Here is a 13,419-nt window from a genome sequence, read left to right as displayed (position 1 = left end):
AGGAGTGCGGCCATGCCATGGGGGCAGCCCTAGTCGAAGGGCTGCCGAAAGCCAGCCCGGGTGCCATTGCACAAAAGCATCCGGACGGGAAGGCGCCTGGCGTCGCAGGCCGCCGCTTTAGTTGTCTGCGCTGATCCTTGCGAACTTCACCAGCTCGGCGTATTTGTCCATGTCTGTGCGCATCACCTGGGCAAGGCTTTCATTGCCCTTGGCGGGCGGGGTTCCCGCAGCTTCCAGCTTCTGGCGGATGGCCGGGTCGGCAAGACCTGTCTGTATCGCTTTTTGCAGCTTGGTCAGAACTTCCGGAGGCAGACCCTTGGGGGCGGCCAGGGCGAACCAGCCGCTCAGGGCATAGCCCTTGAGCGCGGGATGTTCTGCCAGCGCCGGAATCTCCTTGAGCGTGGCGATGCGGGTGGCCGTGGTGGCGCCCAGAATCCTGATCTTTCCGGACTGCGCCAGTGGGGCCGCAGCGGTGGGCGAGAGGATGGCGAAGTCCAGATTCCCGCCGCCCAGATCGCTGGTCATGGCAGGAGAGCCCTTGTAGGGGATGTGAACCAGGTAAACGCCCGCAGTCTTCTTGATCAGCTCTCCCGAGAAATGCGGTGTCGAGCCAATGCCGGGGCTGCCGTAGCTGTATTTGCCGGGATGGGCCTTGGCCAGCTTGACGAAGTCATCCACGGTCTTGACGGGGACATGCGCTCCGGCCACCCAGAGGTTGGGGGCCATGGCGGTCAGACTCACCGGAGTCAGGTCCGTTGCCGGATCGTACTTTTGCGCCGCATTCACAAATTTGGTGCCCGCCATTTCGTTGCTGGAGCCGGCCAGCAAGGTGTAGCCGTCGGGCTTGGCCGAGACCACGCGCTGCGCTCCCACCACGCCCGCGGCACCCGGCACGTTCTCCACCACGACGGTGGCGTTCAACTGCCTGGCCAGTATGTCCCCGACCACGCGGCCGACCATGTCGACCGAGCCGCCCGGAGCATAGCCAATCACGATGCGGATGGGCTTGCTGGGATAGGCATCCTGTGCCTGCGCCGCGACGGTGACCAGGCTGGTCATGGCACAGGCGATGCAAAGGCGGCGGGAAAGAAAGGCGCGATCTGGATTCATGGGGGTCCACAGAGGGGTGGCTAAGGTTGATTCGGTGATTGATGTTGAATTGCTCAACAAAATTAAACGAATTGTCATGAAATCGATGCAAAGAAAGAATCCATGAAAACCAGCAGTTCGCATGATTTCCAGCTCGTGCCCGGTGCCGCAAAGCCAGATCCGGGAGGCTTGCAAATTCAGAATTCGCTGTCGCTGCCTTGGGCAGTAAAGCTCTGGTCAGCAGTCGAGCCGCCCTTCAGAACCGCCAGAAAACCAGCCCTTGCAACCGTGCTGGCAGGCGGCACGAGACAGTCCCAGACAGCCATCGAGCTATCGAAAATCCTGCATATAGTCGGTTGCAAAGCGTTTCAAGCGCATACCATGCAAGCGTCAAGCCAACCGGGCGCAGATCCGGCTCACAAGCGTTTCAGTTGAATCGTCAGGGAGTCTCAGATGCAGGAACAGACCCGCGTTGCCGCCTGGCACGCGTTGCCGACCGATGCCGTACTCACTCAATTGCAATCGACTGCCGCCGGACTGAGCTCCGACCAGGCCCGCGAGCGCTTGCAGCAGCAGGGCCCCAATGCCTTGCCCGCCGCCGCTTCACGCGGCATGCTGGCCCGCTTTCTGTCGCAATTCAACAATCTGCTGATCTATGTCCTGCTGGGCTCGACCGTCGTTACCGCACTGTTGCAGCATTGGGTCGATACGGGGGTGATCCTCGCAGTGGTACTGATCAATGCAGTCTTCGGATTCGTGCAGGAAGGCCGCGCCGAAAAGGCGCTGGATGCCGTTAAAGCCATGGTTTCCAGCCGCGCCAATGTGCTGCGCGACGGTTTGCGCATGGCGGTGCCTGCAGAGGAGCTGGTCGCCGGCGACTGCGTGCTGCTCGAAGCCGGCGACCGCGTCCCGGCCGATGTGCGGCTGCTGCGCGCCAGCAGCCTGAAGCTGGACGAAGCCATGCTGACCGGTGAATCGGTCGCCGTCGACAAGTCGGTCGATCCGGTGGCTGCCGATGCCGCTCTCGGTGACCGCTTCTCCATGGCCTATTCCGGCACCCTGGTGGCTGCCGGGCAGGGCCTGGGTGTGGTGGTGGCCACCGGCCCGCGCACCGAGCTGGGCCTGATCAGCACCATGCTGGGCTCGGTGCAGACACTGGCCACCCCGCTGACGCGGCTCATGGACCGCTTCGCGCGCCAGCTCACCATCACCATACTGAGCCTGTCCGCGCTGATGTTCTGCTTCGCGCTATGGGTGCGCGACTACGACACGGCCGACGCCTTCATCGCCGTGGTGGGTATTGCCGTATCTGCCATCCCTGAAGGCCTGCCCGTGGTCATGACGATTGCGCTGGCCATTGGCGTGCAGCGCATGGCCGCACGCTATGCCATCGTGCGCAATCTGCCGGCGGTGGAGACACTGGGCGCCGTCTCCGTCATCTGCTCCGACAAGACCGGTACTCTGACGCGCAATGAAATGAGCGTGCGTGCCGTGGTGTTGCCAGGGGCCAGCTTCGACATAGATGGCGAGGGCTATGCGCCCCAGGGGCGTTTCAGCCTCAAGGGCGAGGAGACCGAGCCTGCGCGGCATCCGCAGTTGCTGCACTTCGCCACAGGCGCGGCGCTTTGCAACGACGCCCATGTCAGACATGCCGAAGGCAAGGTCTGGGCGGTCGAGGGCGATCCCATGGAGGGCGCTTTGGTGACGCTGGCAGCACGGGCCGGTCTGGATGTCGATCAGCTGCGCCAGGACTGGCATCGGCTCGACGAGGTGCCGTTTGATGCCGTCCACCGCTATATGGCCACACTGCACCGGCCGCTGGCTACTGCTCCCGTGGTGTTTGTCAAAGGGGCTCCAGAGCAGGTGCTGGCCATGTGCCGAGACCAGCAGGGCGCCGAGGGCGTGCAGGCGCTGGATACTGCCTACTGGCTGGAGCAGATCGATGCCCTGGCTGCCAAAGGCTATCGCGTGCTGGGGCTGGCCAGCCGTGTCCCGGCAGACGGCAAGGACAGCGTGGACATGGCCGACATCAAGGACCTCAGCCTTCTTGGCGTGCTGGGCATGATAGATCCGCCGCGCGACTCGGCGAAGACGGCCGTTCGCGAATGCCGCAGCGCCGGCATTGCCGTGAAGATGATCACCGGCGACCACGCCGCCACGGCCGCCGCCATTGCCCGGGAACTCGCGCTGGCAGACACCATCCGCGTCACCTCGGGCCATGAGCTGGACGGGCTCAACGATGCCCAGCTGATCGATGTGGCCCGTGCCTCCACGGTATTCGCGCGTACCAGCCCCGAACACAAGCTGCGTCTGGTGCAGGCCCTGCAGGCCGATCGCAGCGTCATCGCCATGACCGGTGACGGCGTCAACGACGCACCGGCGCTCAAGCGTGCCGACATCGGCGTGGCCATGGGCATTACCGGCACGGCCGCGGCCAAGGAGGCTGCAGGCATGGTGCTGGCCGACGACAACTTCGCCACCATCGTCGCCGCCGTCAAGGAAGGGCGCACTGTCTACGAAAACCTGCGCAAGGTCATTGCCTGGACCTTGCCGACCAATGGAGGACAGGCGATCGTCATCGTCGTGGCGATTCTTCTGGGCCTGTCCCTGCCCGTCACTCCGGTGCAGATTCTCTGGGTCAATCTGGTCACTGCCGTGGCTCTGGGACTGACGCTGGCCTTCGAACCACCCGAGGCCACGCTGATGCAGCGCAAGCCGCGCTCGCCCGACGAGCAACTGCTGCAGCCCTATCTGCTGTGGCGCGTCGCCCTGGTCTCGGTGCTGTTTGCCCTGGGCTGCTTCGGCATGTTCGAGTGGTCGCTGCGCCGCGGCGACTCGGTCGAGCTGGCTCGCACCATCGTGGTCAATGCGCTGGTGATCATGGAGATCTTCTATCTGTTCAGCGTGCGCTACACGCAAGGCACCTCGCTCAGCCTGCGCGGCGTCGTGGGCACCCCGGCGGTGCTGCTGGGCGTGGCCGGCGTCACCCTGGTGCAACTGCTGTTCACCTATACCGCGCCCATGCAGGCGCTGTTCGACAGCCGTCCTGTGGACCTGGCGGCCGGACTGCTGGCGATAGGGCTGGGTGTTGCCCTGCTGCTGTTGCTGGAGGTCGAGAAGCTCCTGGTGCGCTGGATGAGACTGGGCACGAGGGCCTAGAGCACTGTGCACGCAAGGCATTCAAGCCGTCGTTTCACCGCCTGGCCGAGGGCATGAAAAAAGGCCCCGAAGGGCCTTTCTTGCGATTGCTGAGCGCTTGGCGCTTAGATCACGCCTTGTGCCAGCATGGCGTCGGCCACCTTCACAAAGCCGGCGATGTTGGCGCCGTCGATGTAGCTGATGGTGCCGTCTTCGCGCTTGCCGTGCTTCACGCAAGCAGCGTGGATGCTTTGCATGATTTGCAGCAGACGGGCGTCCACTTCTTCGGCCGGCCAGGACAGGCGGGCCGAGTTTTGCGACATTTCCAGGCCCGAAGTGGCCACGCCACCGGCGTTGGATGCCTTGCCGGGTGCGTACAGCACGCCGGCAGTTTCGAAGGCGCGGGCGGCTTCGTTGGTGGAGGGCATGTTCGCGCCTTCAGCCACGCACAGCACGCCATTGGCGATCAGGGTCTTGGCATCGGCTTCGTCCAGCTCGTTCTGAGTGGCGCAAGGCAGGGCCACGTCCACCTTGATGGACCAGGGGCTCTTGCCGGCCAGGAATTCCACGCCGGAAACCAGCTTGGCGTAGTCGCTGACGCGGCCGTACTTGTGGTTCTTCACATCCATCAGGATGGCCAGCTTTTCGGTGGTGAAACCGGCGGCGTCATACACGGTGCCCGAGGAGTCGGACACGGTCACGACCTTGGCGCCCAGCTCCATGGCCTTTTCCACGGCGTACTGAGCCACATTGCCCGAACCGGACACGGACACGGTCTTGCCTTCAAAGGACTGGCCGCGAGTGGCCAGCATTTCACGGGCGAAGTACACGGTGCCGTAGCCAGTGGCTTCGGGGCGAATCAGCGAGCCGCCGAAGGACAGGCCCTTGCCCGTGAACACGGAAGCCGCAGTGTTCGACAGCTTCTTGTACATGCCGGCCATATAGCCCACTTCACGGCCGCCCACGCCGATGTCGCCTGCGGGCACATCGGTGTCGGGACCCACGTGGCGGAACAGCTCGGACACGAAAGCCTGGCAGAAGCGCATGACTTCGGCAGGGCTCTTGCCCTTGGGGTCGAAGTCGGAGCCGCCCTTGCCGCCGCCCATGGGCAGAGTGGTCAGTGCGTTCTTGAAGGTCTGCTCGAAAGCCAGGAACTTCAGCACGGACTGGTTGACCGAGGGGTGGAAGCGCAGACCGCCCTTGAAGGGGCCGATGGCCATGCTGTGCTGGATGCGGAAGCCGCGGTTCACTTGCACCTGGCCCTTGTCGTCAGTCCAGCTCACGCGGAACTGGATGATGCGCTCGGGCTCGACCAAGCGCTCCAGCAGGGCGTGCTCGGCGTACTTGGGATTCTTCTCGATGAAGGGCCACAGGCTTTCCATCACTTCGGTGACGGCTTGCAAGAATTCGGGCTGACCGGGGTTGCGTTGTGCCACTTCTTCCAGGAATTGGCCTACGGACTCGTACTTCATAGAGAACTTTCTGACAGGGACAGGGGAATGCGCTGAAACTCGCGAAACCAAAATTATGCCAAAAAGTTATGCCGTCATGCATGGATTCGGTGCATGAAAGCGCAATTGTGGTGCGCGCATGCCCGAATTTGGAGCGCCTCTTCTGTATTTGTTCTTAGTTTTCAGGCACTTGGATGGTGCATTTGAAGTAAAGGATTTTTCATTCCGGTGTCGTAAAAACATTTTTGCGGCTTGTCACACAAGTGTTTTTCTTCCGTGACGTCCGGCTTCATCCGTCCGCAATGTCTTATCTGTGATAGCACCATCGTGGTGCATGTGATTTCAGGCACGAAATCTGCAATCGTGAAAACTGATTTTCATGAATCCAGGCGCACGACTCAGCAGGCGGACTGCGCAGCCAGCTTCAGTGCCTGGGTAAATCTGGATTTGAAATTTAAATTTCATATTTTTTAATAAGAAAACTTAATTTCAATCGGCTTGCCGGCCCAGCGCCAGGCCAGCCCTCACCCAAGAGGAGGTGGATATGGCAGCTGAGATTCCCGTGACGCCCTCGGCGTCAGGCAAGGCCAGTGCGGCGCAGATGCAGCAGCTCGAAAACGCGCTCAACCAGATCGGCGTGACGCGCTCGCACAAAAGCATCATCTTTCTGGTGGTCTGCGGCGTGCTCTTCGATGTGTTCGAGCAGAACGCGGTCGGCCTGGTCGGCCCTCTGCTGCGGCAGCAATGGGGGCTGGACGCGACGGACATTGCCTTTCTCAACACCATCACTTTCTTTGCTGCAGCCATGGGGCGCCTGCTTTCGGGCTACCTGGCCGACCGCATGGGACGGCGCTTCATGCTCAATGTGAACCTCGCGCTGTTCACGCTGGGTGCCGTCGGCTGCGCACTGGCACCCGACTACGCTTTCCTTGCCGTGGCGCGTGCCATCGTGGGCTTTGGTCTGGGCGGTGAAATCACCACGGCCGTGACCATGCTGGCCGAGTTTTGCTCGGCCCGCTTTCGCGGCACGGCAGTCGGTCTCATCAACGTCGGTGGCGGCGGTCTGGGCAATATGCTGGCGCCGGCATTTGCCTTGGGCGTGTTCACGCTGTTTCCGGGCGATGATTCCTGGCGCTGGCTGTTCGGCTGTCTGGTCATGCCGGCCATCTTCATCGTGTTCTACCGCCGCTTCGTGCCGGAGACGCCGCGCTTTCTGCTCTCCAAAGGGCGGGTCGAGGAAGCCAATCAGGTGCTGAGCATGCTGGCGGCCGGCAAGCTGGCCAATGCCCAGTACGAGCTGCGCGAGTTCATCAGCCCAGGCAGTGCGCAGGCGCAGACGGCTGCCGCGCAGACCGTGCAGCGCAGCTCCTTCACCGACATCTTCAGGGGCGGCTATGCGCGGCGCACGATTGCCGTGGGTGTGGCTTCGTGGATGACGTTTGGCGCGCAGCTCTCGGTGCTCACGCTGATGCCGACGATTCTGGTCGCACAGGGTTACTCCATCACCAAGAGCTTCAGCTTCACCATCGTCATGCAGATGGGCAGCCTGGCCGGCGCGATCGCGGCATCGACCATGGGCTATTACTTTCCGCGCAAACGGGTGCTGACGGTTGGGGCGATTGCTGCCTGTCTGGCGGGCCTGGCGTTCGGCAACTTCACCGATAGCGTGGCCATGATCCTGGTCTGCGGTGCGCTGTTCCAGTTCTGTGTGCTGACGCTCAACACCTCCATCTGGATCTTCGCGCCCGAGCTCTACCCGACGCGCATTCGTGCGCTGGGCACCTCCTTCCTGCTGGCCCTGGGCACGATCGGCGGAGCCATGTCCCAGGTGCTGGCGGGCAAGATGTTCGATCTGCACGGCGTCTCCGGAATGTTCGGCATGATCGCCGCCATGTATTTCATCTTTGCGATTGCCGTGCAGTTTGCCCCCGAGACCTTTGGTCGTTCCATCGAGGAAGGTGCGGGCGGCGAATCCCATGCCGAGCAGGAGTCTGCCGCTGCTGCAGGCGTGGTCGCTGCTGGCCAGGAGCGCACGGCATGAAGGCTGGCATGCATATTCTGCTGATCAACCCCAATACCTCGCAGCAGACCACGGCGCTGATGCTCAGACAGGCGCGGGCCTGTCTGCCGCCCGGCGTGCTGCTGCACGGCGCGACGGCCGAGAGGGGGGCGGCCATGATTACCGACGAGGCGGGGCTGAAGATCGCCGAGCAGGAGGTGCTGCGTCTGGGCCTGGCCTTTGCCCGGGGCGATGACAGCCAGGCCGGCCGGGCCATCATCGTGGCCGCCTTCGGCAATCCCGGATTGGAGTTGCTGCGTGTGGCCCTGCCGCAGCGGGTTGCCGCCTTTGGCATCGGCGAAGCCGCCATGCTGCAGGCCGCACGGGATGAGCAGGGCCGCCCGCGTCGCTTCGGCATTGCGACGACCACGCCGGGGCTGGAGGCTTCGATTGCCGCCTCGGTCGCGGCGCTGGGCCTGACGCCCTGGTTCTGCGGCACGCGCATTGCGTTGGGCGAGCCGCTGGCCTTAGCTGCAGACCCGGCTCTGCAGTGCGAGCGCCTGGGCGATGCCGTGGCCCAATGCGTGCAAAGCGATGGCGCGCAGGCCGTGGTGATCGGCGGCGGCCCGCTGTCCGAAGCCGCGCTGTGGTTGGCACCGCGCTTTCAGGTGCCGGTGCTGTCGCCGGTGGTGGCCGCAGTGCAGGCGGCGCTGGCGGGCCTGGCGCTCGCCGTCACCCACTGAATGCTGTTGGATGCGGTTGGGTGCTATTGATTAAAGAGCTTCTATCGCCAGTCAATCATTGATTTCAGGTTGAAAAGTATCTGAAACCTATGAATAACAAGCGCAACAAGCTTTTAATTTCATAGCATCTCGTCCAGCGCATCGTGGCTGGTCTCGATGGCCGCCATATGTCTGCGCCCCGGTTGCCCACTTTGCTGCAAGGTGGCCGTGGCAATCAGGTGGCAGAGCATGAAAAGTGCCGTGTGATTGTCCAGCGGTCCAGGAGCGGAGGTCTGCACGCGCAGCAGCCAGTCCGCCTCGGGGGCCGGGCTGGCATGGTCGGTGATGCAGATCAGGCGTGCGCCCAGCAGCCTGGCCTGGCGCGCGAACTCGCTGACCACGCGCACGCTGCGGCGCAGGGCAAAGATCACCACCACATCCTGGGCGCCGATCTGGGCCGCATATTCGCCCAGGGTCTCGCCGGCGCCGGGGATGACTTGGCTGGGCATCTCGAGTGCCTGCAGCAGCTGCCAGCGCAGATAGGCCGCAAAGTTGCGGTTCTGGCGATAGCCCACGAAGAACAGCTGTCGGGCGCCGATCAGGGCTGTGGCGATGTCCTCCAGCTGCTGTGCCGAGATCTGTCCGATGGTGACGGCCAGATTCTCCGAGGCCTGGCGCAGATGCGTGGCAATCACATCCGCCGTGGGCTTGCCCTGGGCCGATGCGGCGGCCAGAAACAGCGGCGAGCCATTGTCGCCCTGAGCACGGGCATGTCGGCGCGCATCCTCGTAGCCTTCGTAGCCCAGCCGCTGTATGAAGCGCGTGACCGTGGCATTCGATACCCCCGTGAGCTTGGCCATCTCGGCGGCCGCGTAGCTCGACAGATTGCCGGGGAAGTCCAGCAGGAATTCCGCCAGCCGTCGCTCCGAGGGCGGCAGCTGCGGCAGGGCCGCACGCACGCGGGCGATGAAGGAATGGTCCGGGGTGGAGGAGCTGGGGTTCATGACGGCGGATGGCAGGCGGGCCCGCTGATCTGCCGGCCCGCTGTTTTTTGTCGATATCGGCAATGTAGCGGCTATTTGGCGGCCATTGCCGAGCTGCCGTCAGCGCCCGCGCAGAAACAGCGCATCCAGCTCCTTCATGCTGAGCTGGCGCCAGGTGGGGCGGCCGTGATTGCACTGGTCGGAGCGCTCGGTCACCTCCATCTGGCGCAGCAGCGCATTCATCTCGTCCAGCGTGAGCTTGCGGTTGGCGCGCACCGCGCCATGGCAGGCCATGGTGGCCAGAATCTCGTTGCGCGCGCGCTGCACCACGGTGCTGGCGTCATGCTGGGCCAGTTCGGCCAGCACGCTGCGCGCCAGCTCCACGGCATCGCCCTGGGCCAGCGTGGCCGGCACGGCGCGCACGGCCAGGGTCTTGGGCGAGAAGGGCGAAACCTCCATGCCCAGGGTCACCAAGGTTTCGGCATGGGCCTCAGCCGTGGCGACTTCCTCGGGCGTTGCGGCAAAGGTGGCGGGAATCAGCAGCGGCTGGCTCGGAATCTGTTCGTCGCCATTTTCCGTATTCACGGCATTCTTGAGCTGCTCGTAGACGATGCGCTCATGGGCGGCATGCATGTCCACGATGACCATGCCCTGGCTGTTTTCGGCCAGGATATAGACGCCGTGCAACTGGGCCACGGCACGGCCCAGCGGCCAGACCGGGGCCGAGTCAGCTGCGGCGGTTGCGGGCTGCTGTGTTGCAACAGCGGCGGGCACGGCGGCTTCTGCCGTCGGCCTGGCTGTCGCTGATGGTTGCGCAGCGGCGACGATCACTGTGGCGGCTGGCGCTTCCTGCATCTGGGGGGCAGGCGCTTTGCGCTGAAAGTAGCTGGACTGGCCCGAAGGGCGCAGTCTGATGCCTTCGTCCTCGGGTTGAGGCACGGGGCTTGGCATGGCCGTGGTGTTGGTGATCGTGGTCGCGCCGGTGGCCGATTCAGGCACCTCAGCTGCAGCGCCCGCAGGGGCTGGGGCCGCAGTCGCCATCTGGGGCGCGGGTGAGGTTTCCGCGGTGGCCTCGCGCATGGGCTCCCAGAGCTTGGCCAGGTCGCGCACGGGATTTCCGATGGCGGGTTCGCCAAAGCTCATGCGGGTTTGCGGCCAGGCCGGGGCTGTGGCGGCCTTGGTTGCGGCCTTGGCCGTGACAGGCGTGGCAGTGCTCTCGTCGATCAGGCCGGGCTGGCGTGCGGCTTCCTGAGCTGCCGCCTCGACCACGGCTGCGGCGCGCGGCGTGGCCAGCGCGTTCTCGATCGCGTGGCGCACCGCCTGGTGGACTTCGCGGCTGTCGCGAAAGCGCACTTCGATCTTGGTGGGGTGCACGTTCACGTCCACACGCGCGGGGTCGATTTCGATGTAGAGCGCGTAGACCGGCTGCTTGTTGCCATGCAGCACGTCCTCGTAAGCAGAGCGGGCCGCATGCGTCAATACCTTGTCGCGCACAAAGCGGCCGTTGACATAGCAGAACTGCTGGTCGGGGCGCGAGCGCGCCGCGTCGGGAATGCCGGCGCGGCCCGTGACATGGACGGGGCCGGCCCAGTGATCGACGGCCACCGAGTTGTCGACAAACTTGTCGTTCAGCACATCGGCCAGGCGGCGCGACAAGGCTTCGTCGGGCGTGCTGCCGGCGGCGCGCCATTGCTCGACCAGCTTGCCTTCATGCCAGATGGCAAAGCCCACATCAGGGCGGGCCAGCGCATGGCGGCGCACGGACTCTATGCAATGCGCGAGTTCGGTGGCATCGGTCTTGAGGAATTTGCGGCGCGCAGGCGTGGAGAAGAACAGCTCCTTGACCTCCACGGTCGTGCCCTGGTTGCGTGCGGCGGGGCGCAGCTCGCCGCTGCGCGCGTCCAGCAGATAGGCCGAGTCCTGACCTGCGGGACGCGAGAAGATGGAGGTTTCCGATACCGAGGCAATGGCGGCCAGTGCCTCGCCGCGAAAGCCCATGGTGGCCACGGTCTCCAGATCGTGCAGATCGCTGATCTTGCTGGTGGCATGGCGGCGCAGGGCCACGGGCAGCTCGTCGCGCGGGATGCCGCAGCCGTCGTCTTCCACCGCGATCAGGCGCACACCGCCGGCCAACAGGCGCACGGTGATCTGGCCGGCGCCCGAGTCCAGAGCGTTGTCCACCAGTTCGCGCACCACGGAGGCGGGGCGCTCGACCACTTCGCCGGCAGCGATCTGGCTGATCAGCTCGTCGGGCAGATCGCGAATCGGCCGGCGCACGGGAGCAGCCTGGTCGGTGGTTTCGGTAGGGGAGGGGGAGAGTTCGGGGCTGGATGCGTTCACGACGACCATTCTAGGGCGGTGCACAAACCGGCCAGGAAGTGAGTTTTTTTGAACGCTGAAAACACAAAGAGCTGCCGGCATCGCTCAGGCAGCTCCTTGTTCAGTCCGCGGCGGGCGCCGGGCTTAGCGGCGGCGGTAGCCGCCCTTGGTCAGTTCGTTACCGATCAGAGCACCGGCGGCTGCACCGCCGATGGTGCCGACAGGGCCGCCAAACAGCACATTGCCCACTGCACCGCCGGCCACGGCGCCAGCACCGATACCGACTTGCTGACGGCTGGGGCCGTGAGCGCAGCCGCCCATAGCCAGGGCGCCGGTCAGTGCGGCAGCCAGAGTCAGGGCCTTGCCATAGCGCATGGTGAATGTCTTCATGTTCGTATTCCTCTCGTCGTGCTAGTTATGGAAAGCGGTCTGGTCTCTGCGCCGAGGGAGGCTGGAGACGGCGGACTTTGTTGGCCAGGGGGCCGATGTCGTGATTTGCAATGCACGGCTTGCGGCGACACAGCTCTACTGTGCCAGCAGAATTGGCAAGCTGACGTATTGTTGACGTTTAGTTTTATCAAAACTTGTAACAAACCACCTTGAACCGGCTGCTCTTGTTGCAGTCTGCAAGCAGCTGTGAGTTTGCTCTCAAAAACATGGCACTCCAGCAAGGGGGGGAGCGTCTGCGGGCTTTGGGGGCGCAGTACATTACTGGCCGGCATACGCCGGTATGCCAATCCATTTTCGAGGACCGTGTTTTGGAAATCATTCAGTTTCTGATCGACTTCATACTGCATATCGACAAGCATCTGGAAGCCTTTGTCGTGGCCTACGGGCCCTGGGTGTATGCCCTGCTGTTCATCATCGTGTTTGTCGAAACCGGTGTGGTGGTCATGCCTTTTCTGCCCGGGGACTCGCTGATGTTCATCGTCGGTGCGCTGTGCGGTGCCGGCTATATGAGTTATCCGCTGGCGGTGGTGGTGTTGCTGGCAGCGGCCATCCTGGGCGACCAGAGCAATTACACGATAGGCCGCTACCTGGGGCCCAAGGTGTTCCAGTGGGAGGATTCGCGCTGGTTCAACCGCAAGGCCTTCGATCAGGCCCACAACTTCTATGAGCGCTATGGCGGCGTGACCATCATTCTGGCGCGCTTCATGCCCTTTATCCGCACCTTTGCACCCTTTGTGGCCGGAGTCGCCCATATGAGCCGTGCCAAGTTCAGCCTGTTCAATGTCGTGGGTGCCGTGCTGTGGGTGGTAGGCATCAGCGCCGCAGGCTACTTCTTCGGCAATATGGAGTGGGTGAAGAACAATCTTGAAAAAATCATCTGGGGCCTGATCCTGGTGCCGGGCCTGATCGCCATCTTCGGAGCCTGGCGCGCCGGTCGTAAGGCAAAAACTGGCGAGCCTGCCTGAGGCAACGATGGGCTGTCCCGTCCTGCCATAGATTGACACCTATCCGGCACTGATCTCCAGCCCAAGCTGGCAGGCAAGAAACGCCCGATGTACTGCATCGGGCGTTTTGCATTTTACGGGCAGGTGCGGCTGGTGCTCGTTGATTTGATGTCCATCATGTCGAGCATGTGCTGGTCACCGATGAGCATATTGATCGGCGTGCTCTGCAGAATCTGGAGATCTGCAGCACCGGAGGCGGCGGTATGAACCTCATAGCTTTGATGGAAGATCATGCGTAGCTGGATGACTACGCGCTTCTCGCGG

11 protein-coding genes are annotated in these 13,419 nt (G+C 63.5%); 5 read left to right on the top strand and 6 right to left on the bottom strand.

The features are described from left to right. Positions 1-117: 117 nt before the first annotated feature. Positions 118-1,110, bottom strand: coding sequence for a Bug family tripartite tricarboxylate transporter substrate binding protein (locus DJFAAGMI_RS13195; protein ID WP_249334297.1), 993 nt, complete (start codon positions 1,108-1,110; stop codon positions 118-120). 102 nt (positions 1,111-1,212) lie between these two features. Between DJFAAGMI_RS13195 and DJFAAGMI_RS13190 the strand changes: the two genes are divergently transcribed. Both DJFAAGMI_RS13190 and DJFAAGMI_RS13185 read left to right on the top strand, forming a co-directional pair. After that, positions 1,213-1,524, top strand: coding sequence for a hypothetical protein (locus DJFAAGMI_RS13190; RefSeq protein WP_211457500.1), 312 nt, complete (start codon positions 1,213-1,215; stop codon positions 1,522-1,524). Between the two features lie 18 nt (positions 1,525-1,542). Then, positions 1,543-4,248: an HAD-IC family P-type ATPase gene (locus tag DJFAAGMI_RS13185; protein ID WP_211457499.1), complete on the top strand. Its 2,706-nt coding sequence runs from the start codon at positions 1,543-1,545 to the stop codon at positions 4,246-4,248. A gap of 104 nt (positions 4,249-4,352) precedes the next feature. On the opposite strand, the gene gdhA is transcribed toward DJFAAGMI_RS13185, so the two are convergent. After that, entirely contained in the window at positions 4,353-5,699 is a 1,347-nt protein-coding gene (gdhA, locus tag DJFAAGMI_RS13180) for an NADP-specific glutamate dehydrogenase (protein ID WP_211457498.1), read from the bottom strand. A gap of 523 nt (positions 5,700-6,222) precedes the next feature. Between gdhA and DJFAAGMI_RS13175 the strand changes: the two genes are divergently transcribed. Together DJFAAGMI_RS13175 and DJFAAGMI_RS13170 are read left to right on the top strand one after the other, a co-directional pair. Next, positions 6,223-7,719: an MFS transporter gene (locus DJFAAGMI_RS13175; protein ID WP_211457497.1), complete on the top strand. Its 1,497-nt coding sequence runs from the start codon at positions 6,223-6,225 to the stop codon at positions 7,717-7,719. Further along, a complete protein-coding gene (locus DJFAAGMI_RS13170) occupies positions 7,716-8,420 on the top strand; it encodes an aspartate/glutamate racemase family protein (RefSeq protein WP_211457496.1) in 705 nt (234 codons plus the stop codon). The genes DJFAAGMI_RS13175 and DJFAAGMI_RS13170 overlap by 4 nt, the downstream gene beginning before the upstream one ends. A gap of 119 nt (positions 8,421-8,539) precedes the next feature. Here DJFAAGMI_RS13170 and DJFAAGMI_RS13165 read toward each other — a convergent pair whose 3' ends face one another. From DJFAAGMI_RS13165 to DJFAAGMI_RS13155, 3 genes are all read right to left on the bottom strand, one after another. After that, a complete protein-coding gene (locus tag DJFAAGMI_RS13165; protein ID WP_003057758.1) occupies positions 8,540-9,403 on the bottom strand; it encodes a MurR/RpiR family transcriptional regulator in 864 nt (287 codons plus the stop codon). Between the two features lie 99 nt (positions 9,404-9,502). Next, positions 9,503-11,731 (bottom strand): DNA mismatch repair endonuclease MutL, encoded by a 2,229-nt coding sequence (mutL, locus tag DJFAAGMI_RS13160; RefSeq protein WP_211457495.1) that lies wholly within the window; start codon positions 11,729-11,731, stop codon positions 9,503-9,505. 114 nt (positions 11,732-11,845) lie between these two features. Beyond that, a complete protein-coding gene (locus tag DJFAAGMI_RS13155) occupies positions 11,846-12,091 on the bottom strand; it encodes a hypothetical protein (protein WP_211457494.1) in 246 nt (81 codons plus the stop codon). A 368-nt stretch (positions 12,092-12,459) separates the two neighbouring features. On the opposite strand from DJFAAGMI_RS13155, the gene DJFAAGMI_RS13150 reads away from it, so the two are divergent. Beyond that, a complete protein-coding gene (locus tag DJFAAGMI_RS13150; RefSeq protein WP_211457493.1) occupies positions 12,460-13,116 on the top strand; it encodes a DedA family protein in 657 nt (218 codons plus the stop codon). A gap of 113 nt (positions 13,117-13,229) precedes the next feature. Here the strand turns inward: DJFAAGMI_RS13150 and DJFAAGMI_RS13145 are convergent, their stop codons facing one another. Next, positions 13,230-13,388, bottom strand: a complete 159-nt coding sequence (locus tag DJFAAGMI_RS13145; protein WP_211457492.1) for a response regulator — start codon at positions 13,386-13,388, stop codon at positions 13,230-13,232. Positions 13,389-13,419 lie beyond the last annotated feature (31 nt).

Origin of the sequence: Comamonas brasiliensis, from assembly GCF_018292285.1 — a bacterium.
GTDB lineage: Bacteria > Pseudomonadota > Gammaproteobacteria > Burkholderiales > Burkholderiaceae_C > Comamonas > Comamonas brasiliensis.
Note: the sequence above shows the minus strand (reverse complement) of the source record. Positions and strands in the feature narration are given on the sequence as shown.

What these genes read in the sequence shown, in the direction of transcription:
- DJFAAGMI_RS13195 (WP_249334297.1), bottom strand. Translation starts at nt 1,110, where the DNA reads ATGAATCCAGATCGCGCCTTTCTTTCCCGCCGCCTTTGCATCGCCTGT.
- DJFAAGMI_RS13190 (WP_211457500.1), top strand. Translation starts at nt 1,213, where the DNA reads ATGAAAACCAGCAGTTCGCATGATTTCCAGCTCGTGCCCGGTGCCGCA.
- DJFAAGMI_RS13185 (WP_211457499.1), top strand. Translation starts at nt 1,543, where the DNA reads ATGCAGGAACAGACCCGCGTTGCCGCCTGGCACGCGTTGCCGACCGAT.
- gdhA (WP_211457498.1), bottom strand. Translation starts at nt 5,699, where the DNA reads ATGAAGTACGAGTCCGTAGGCCAATTCCTGGAAGAAGTGGCACAACGC.
- DJFAAGMI_RS13175 (WP_211457497.1), top strand. Translation starts at nt 6,223, where the DNA reads ATGGCAGCTGAGATTCCCGTGACGCCCTCGGCGTCAGGCAAGGCCAGT.
- DJFAAGMI_RS13170 (WP_211457496.1), top strand. Translation starts at nt 7,716, where the DNA reads ATGAAGGCTGGCATGCATATTCTGCTGATCAACCCCAATACCTCGCAG.
- DJFAAGMI_RS13165 (WP_003057758.1), bottom strand. Translation starts at nt 9,403, where the DNA reads ATGAACCCCAGCTCCTCCACCCCGGACCATTCCTTCATCGCCCGCGTG.
- mutL (WP_211457495.1), bottom strand. Translation starts at nt 11,731, where the DNA reads ATGGTCGTCGTGAACGCATCCAGCCCCGAACTCTCCCCCTCCCCTACC.
- DJFAAGMI_RS13155 (WP_211457494.1), bottom strand. Translation starts at nt 12,091, where the DNA reads ATGAAGACATTCACCATGCGCTATGGCAAGGCCCTGACTCTGGCTGCC.
- DJFAAGMI_RS13145 (WP_211457492.1), bottom strand. Translation starts at nt 13,388, where the DNA reads ATGATCTTCCATCAAAGCTATGAGGTTCATACCGCCGCCTCCGGTGCT.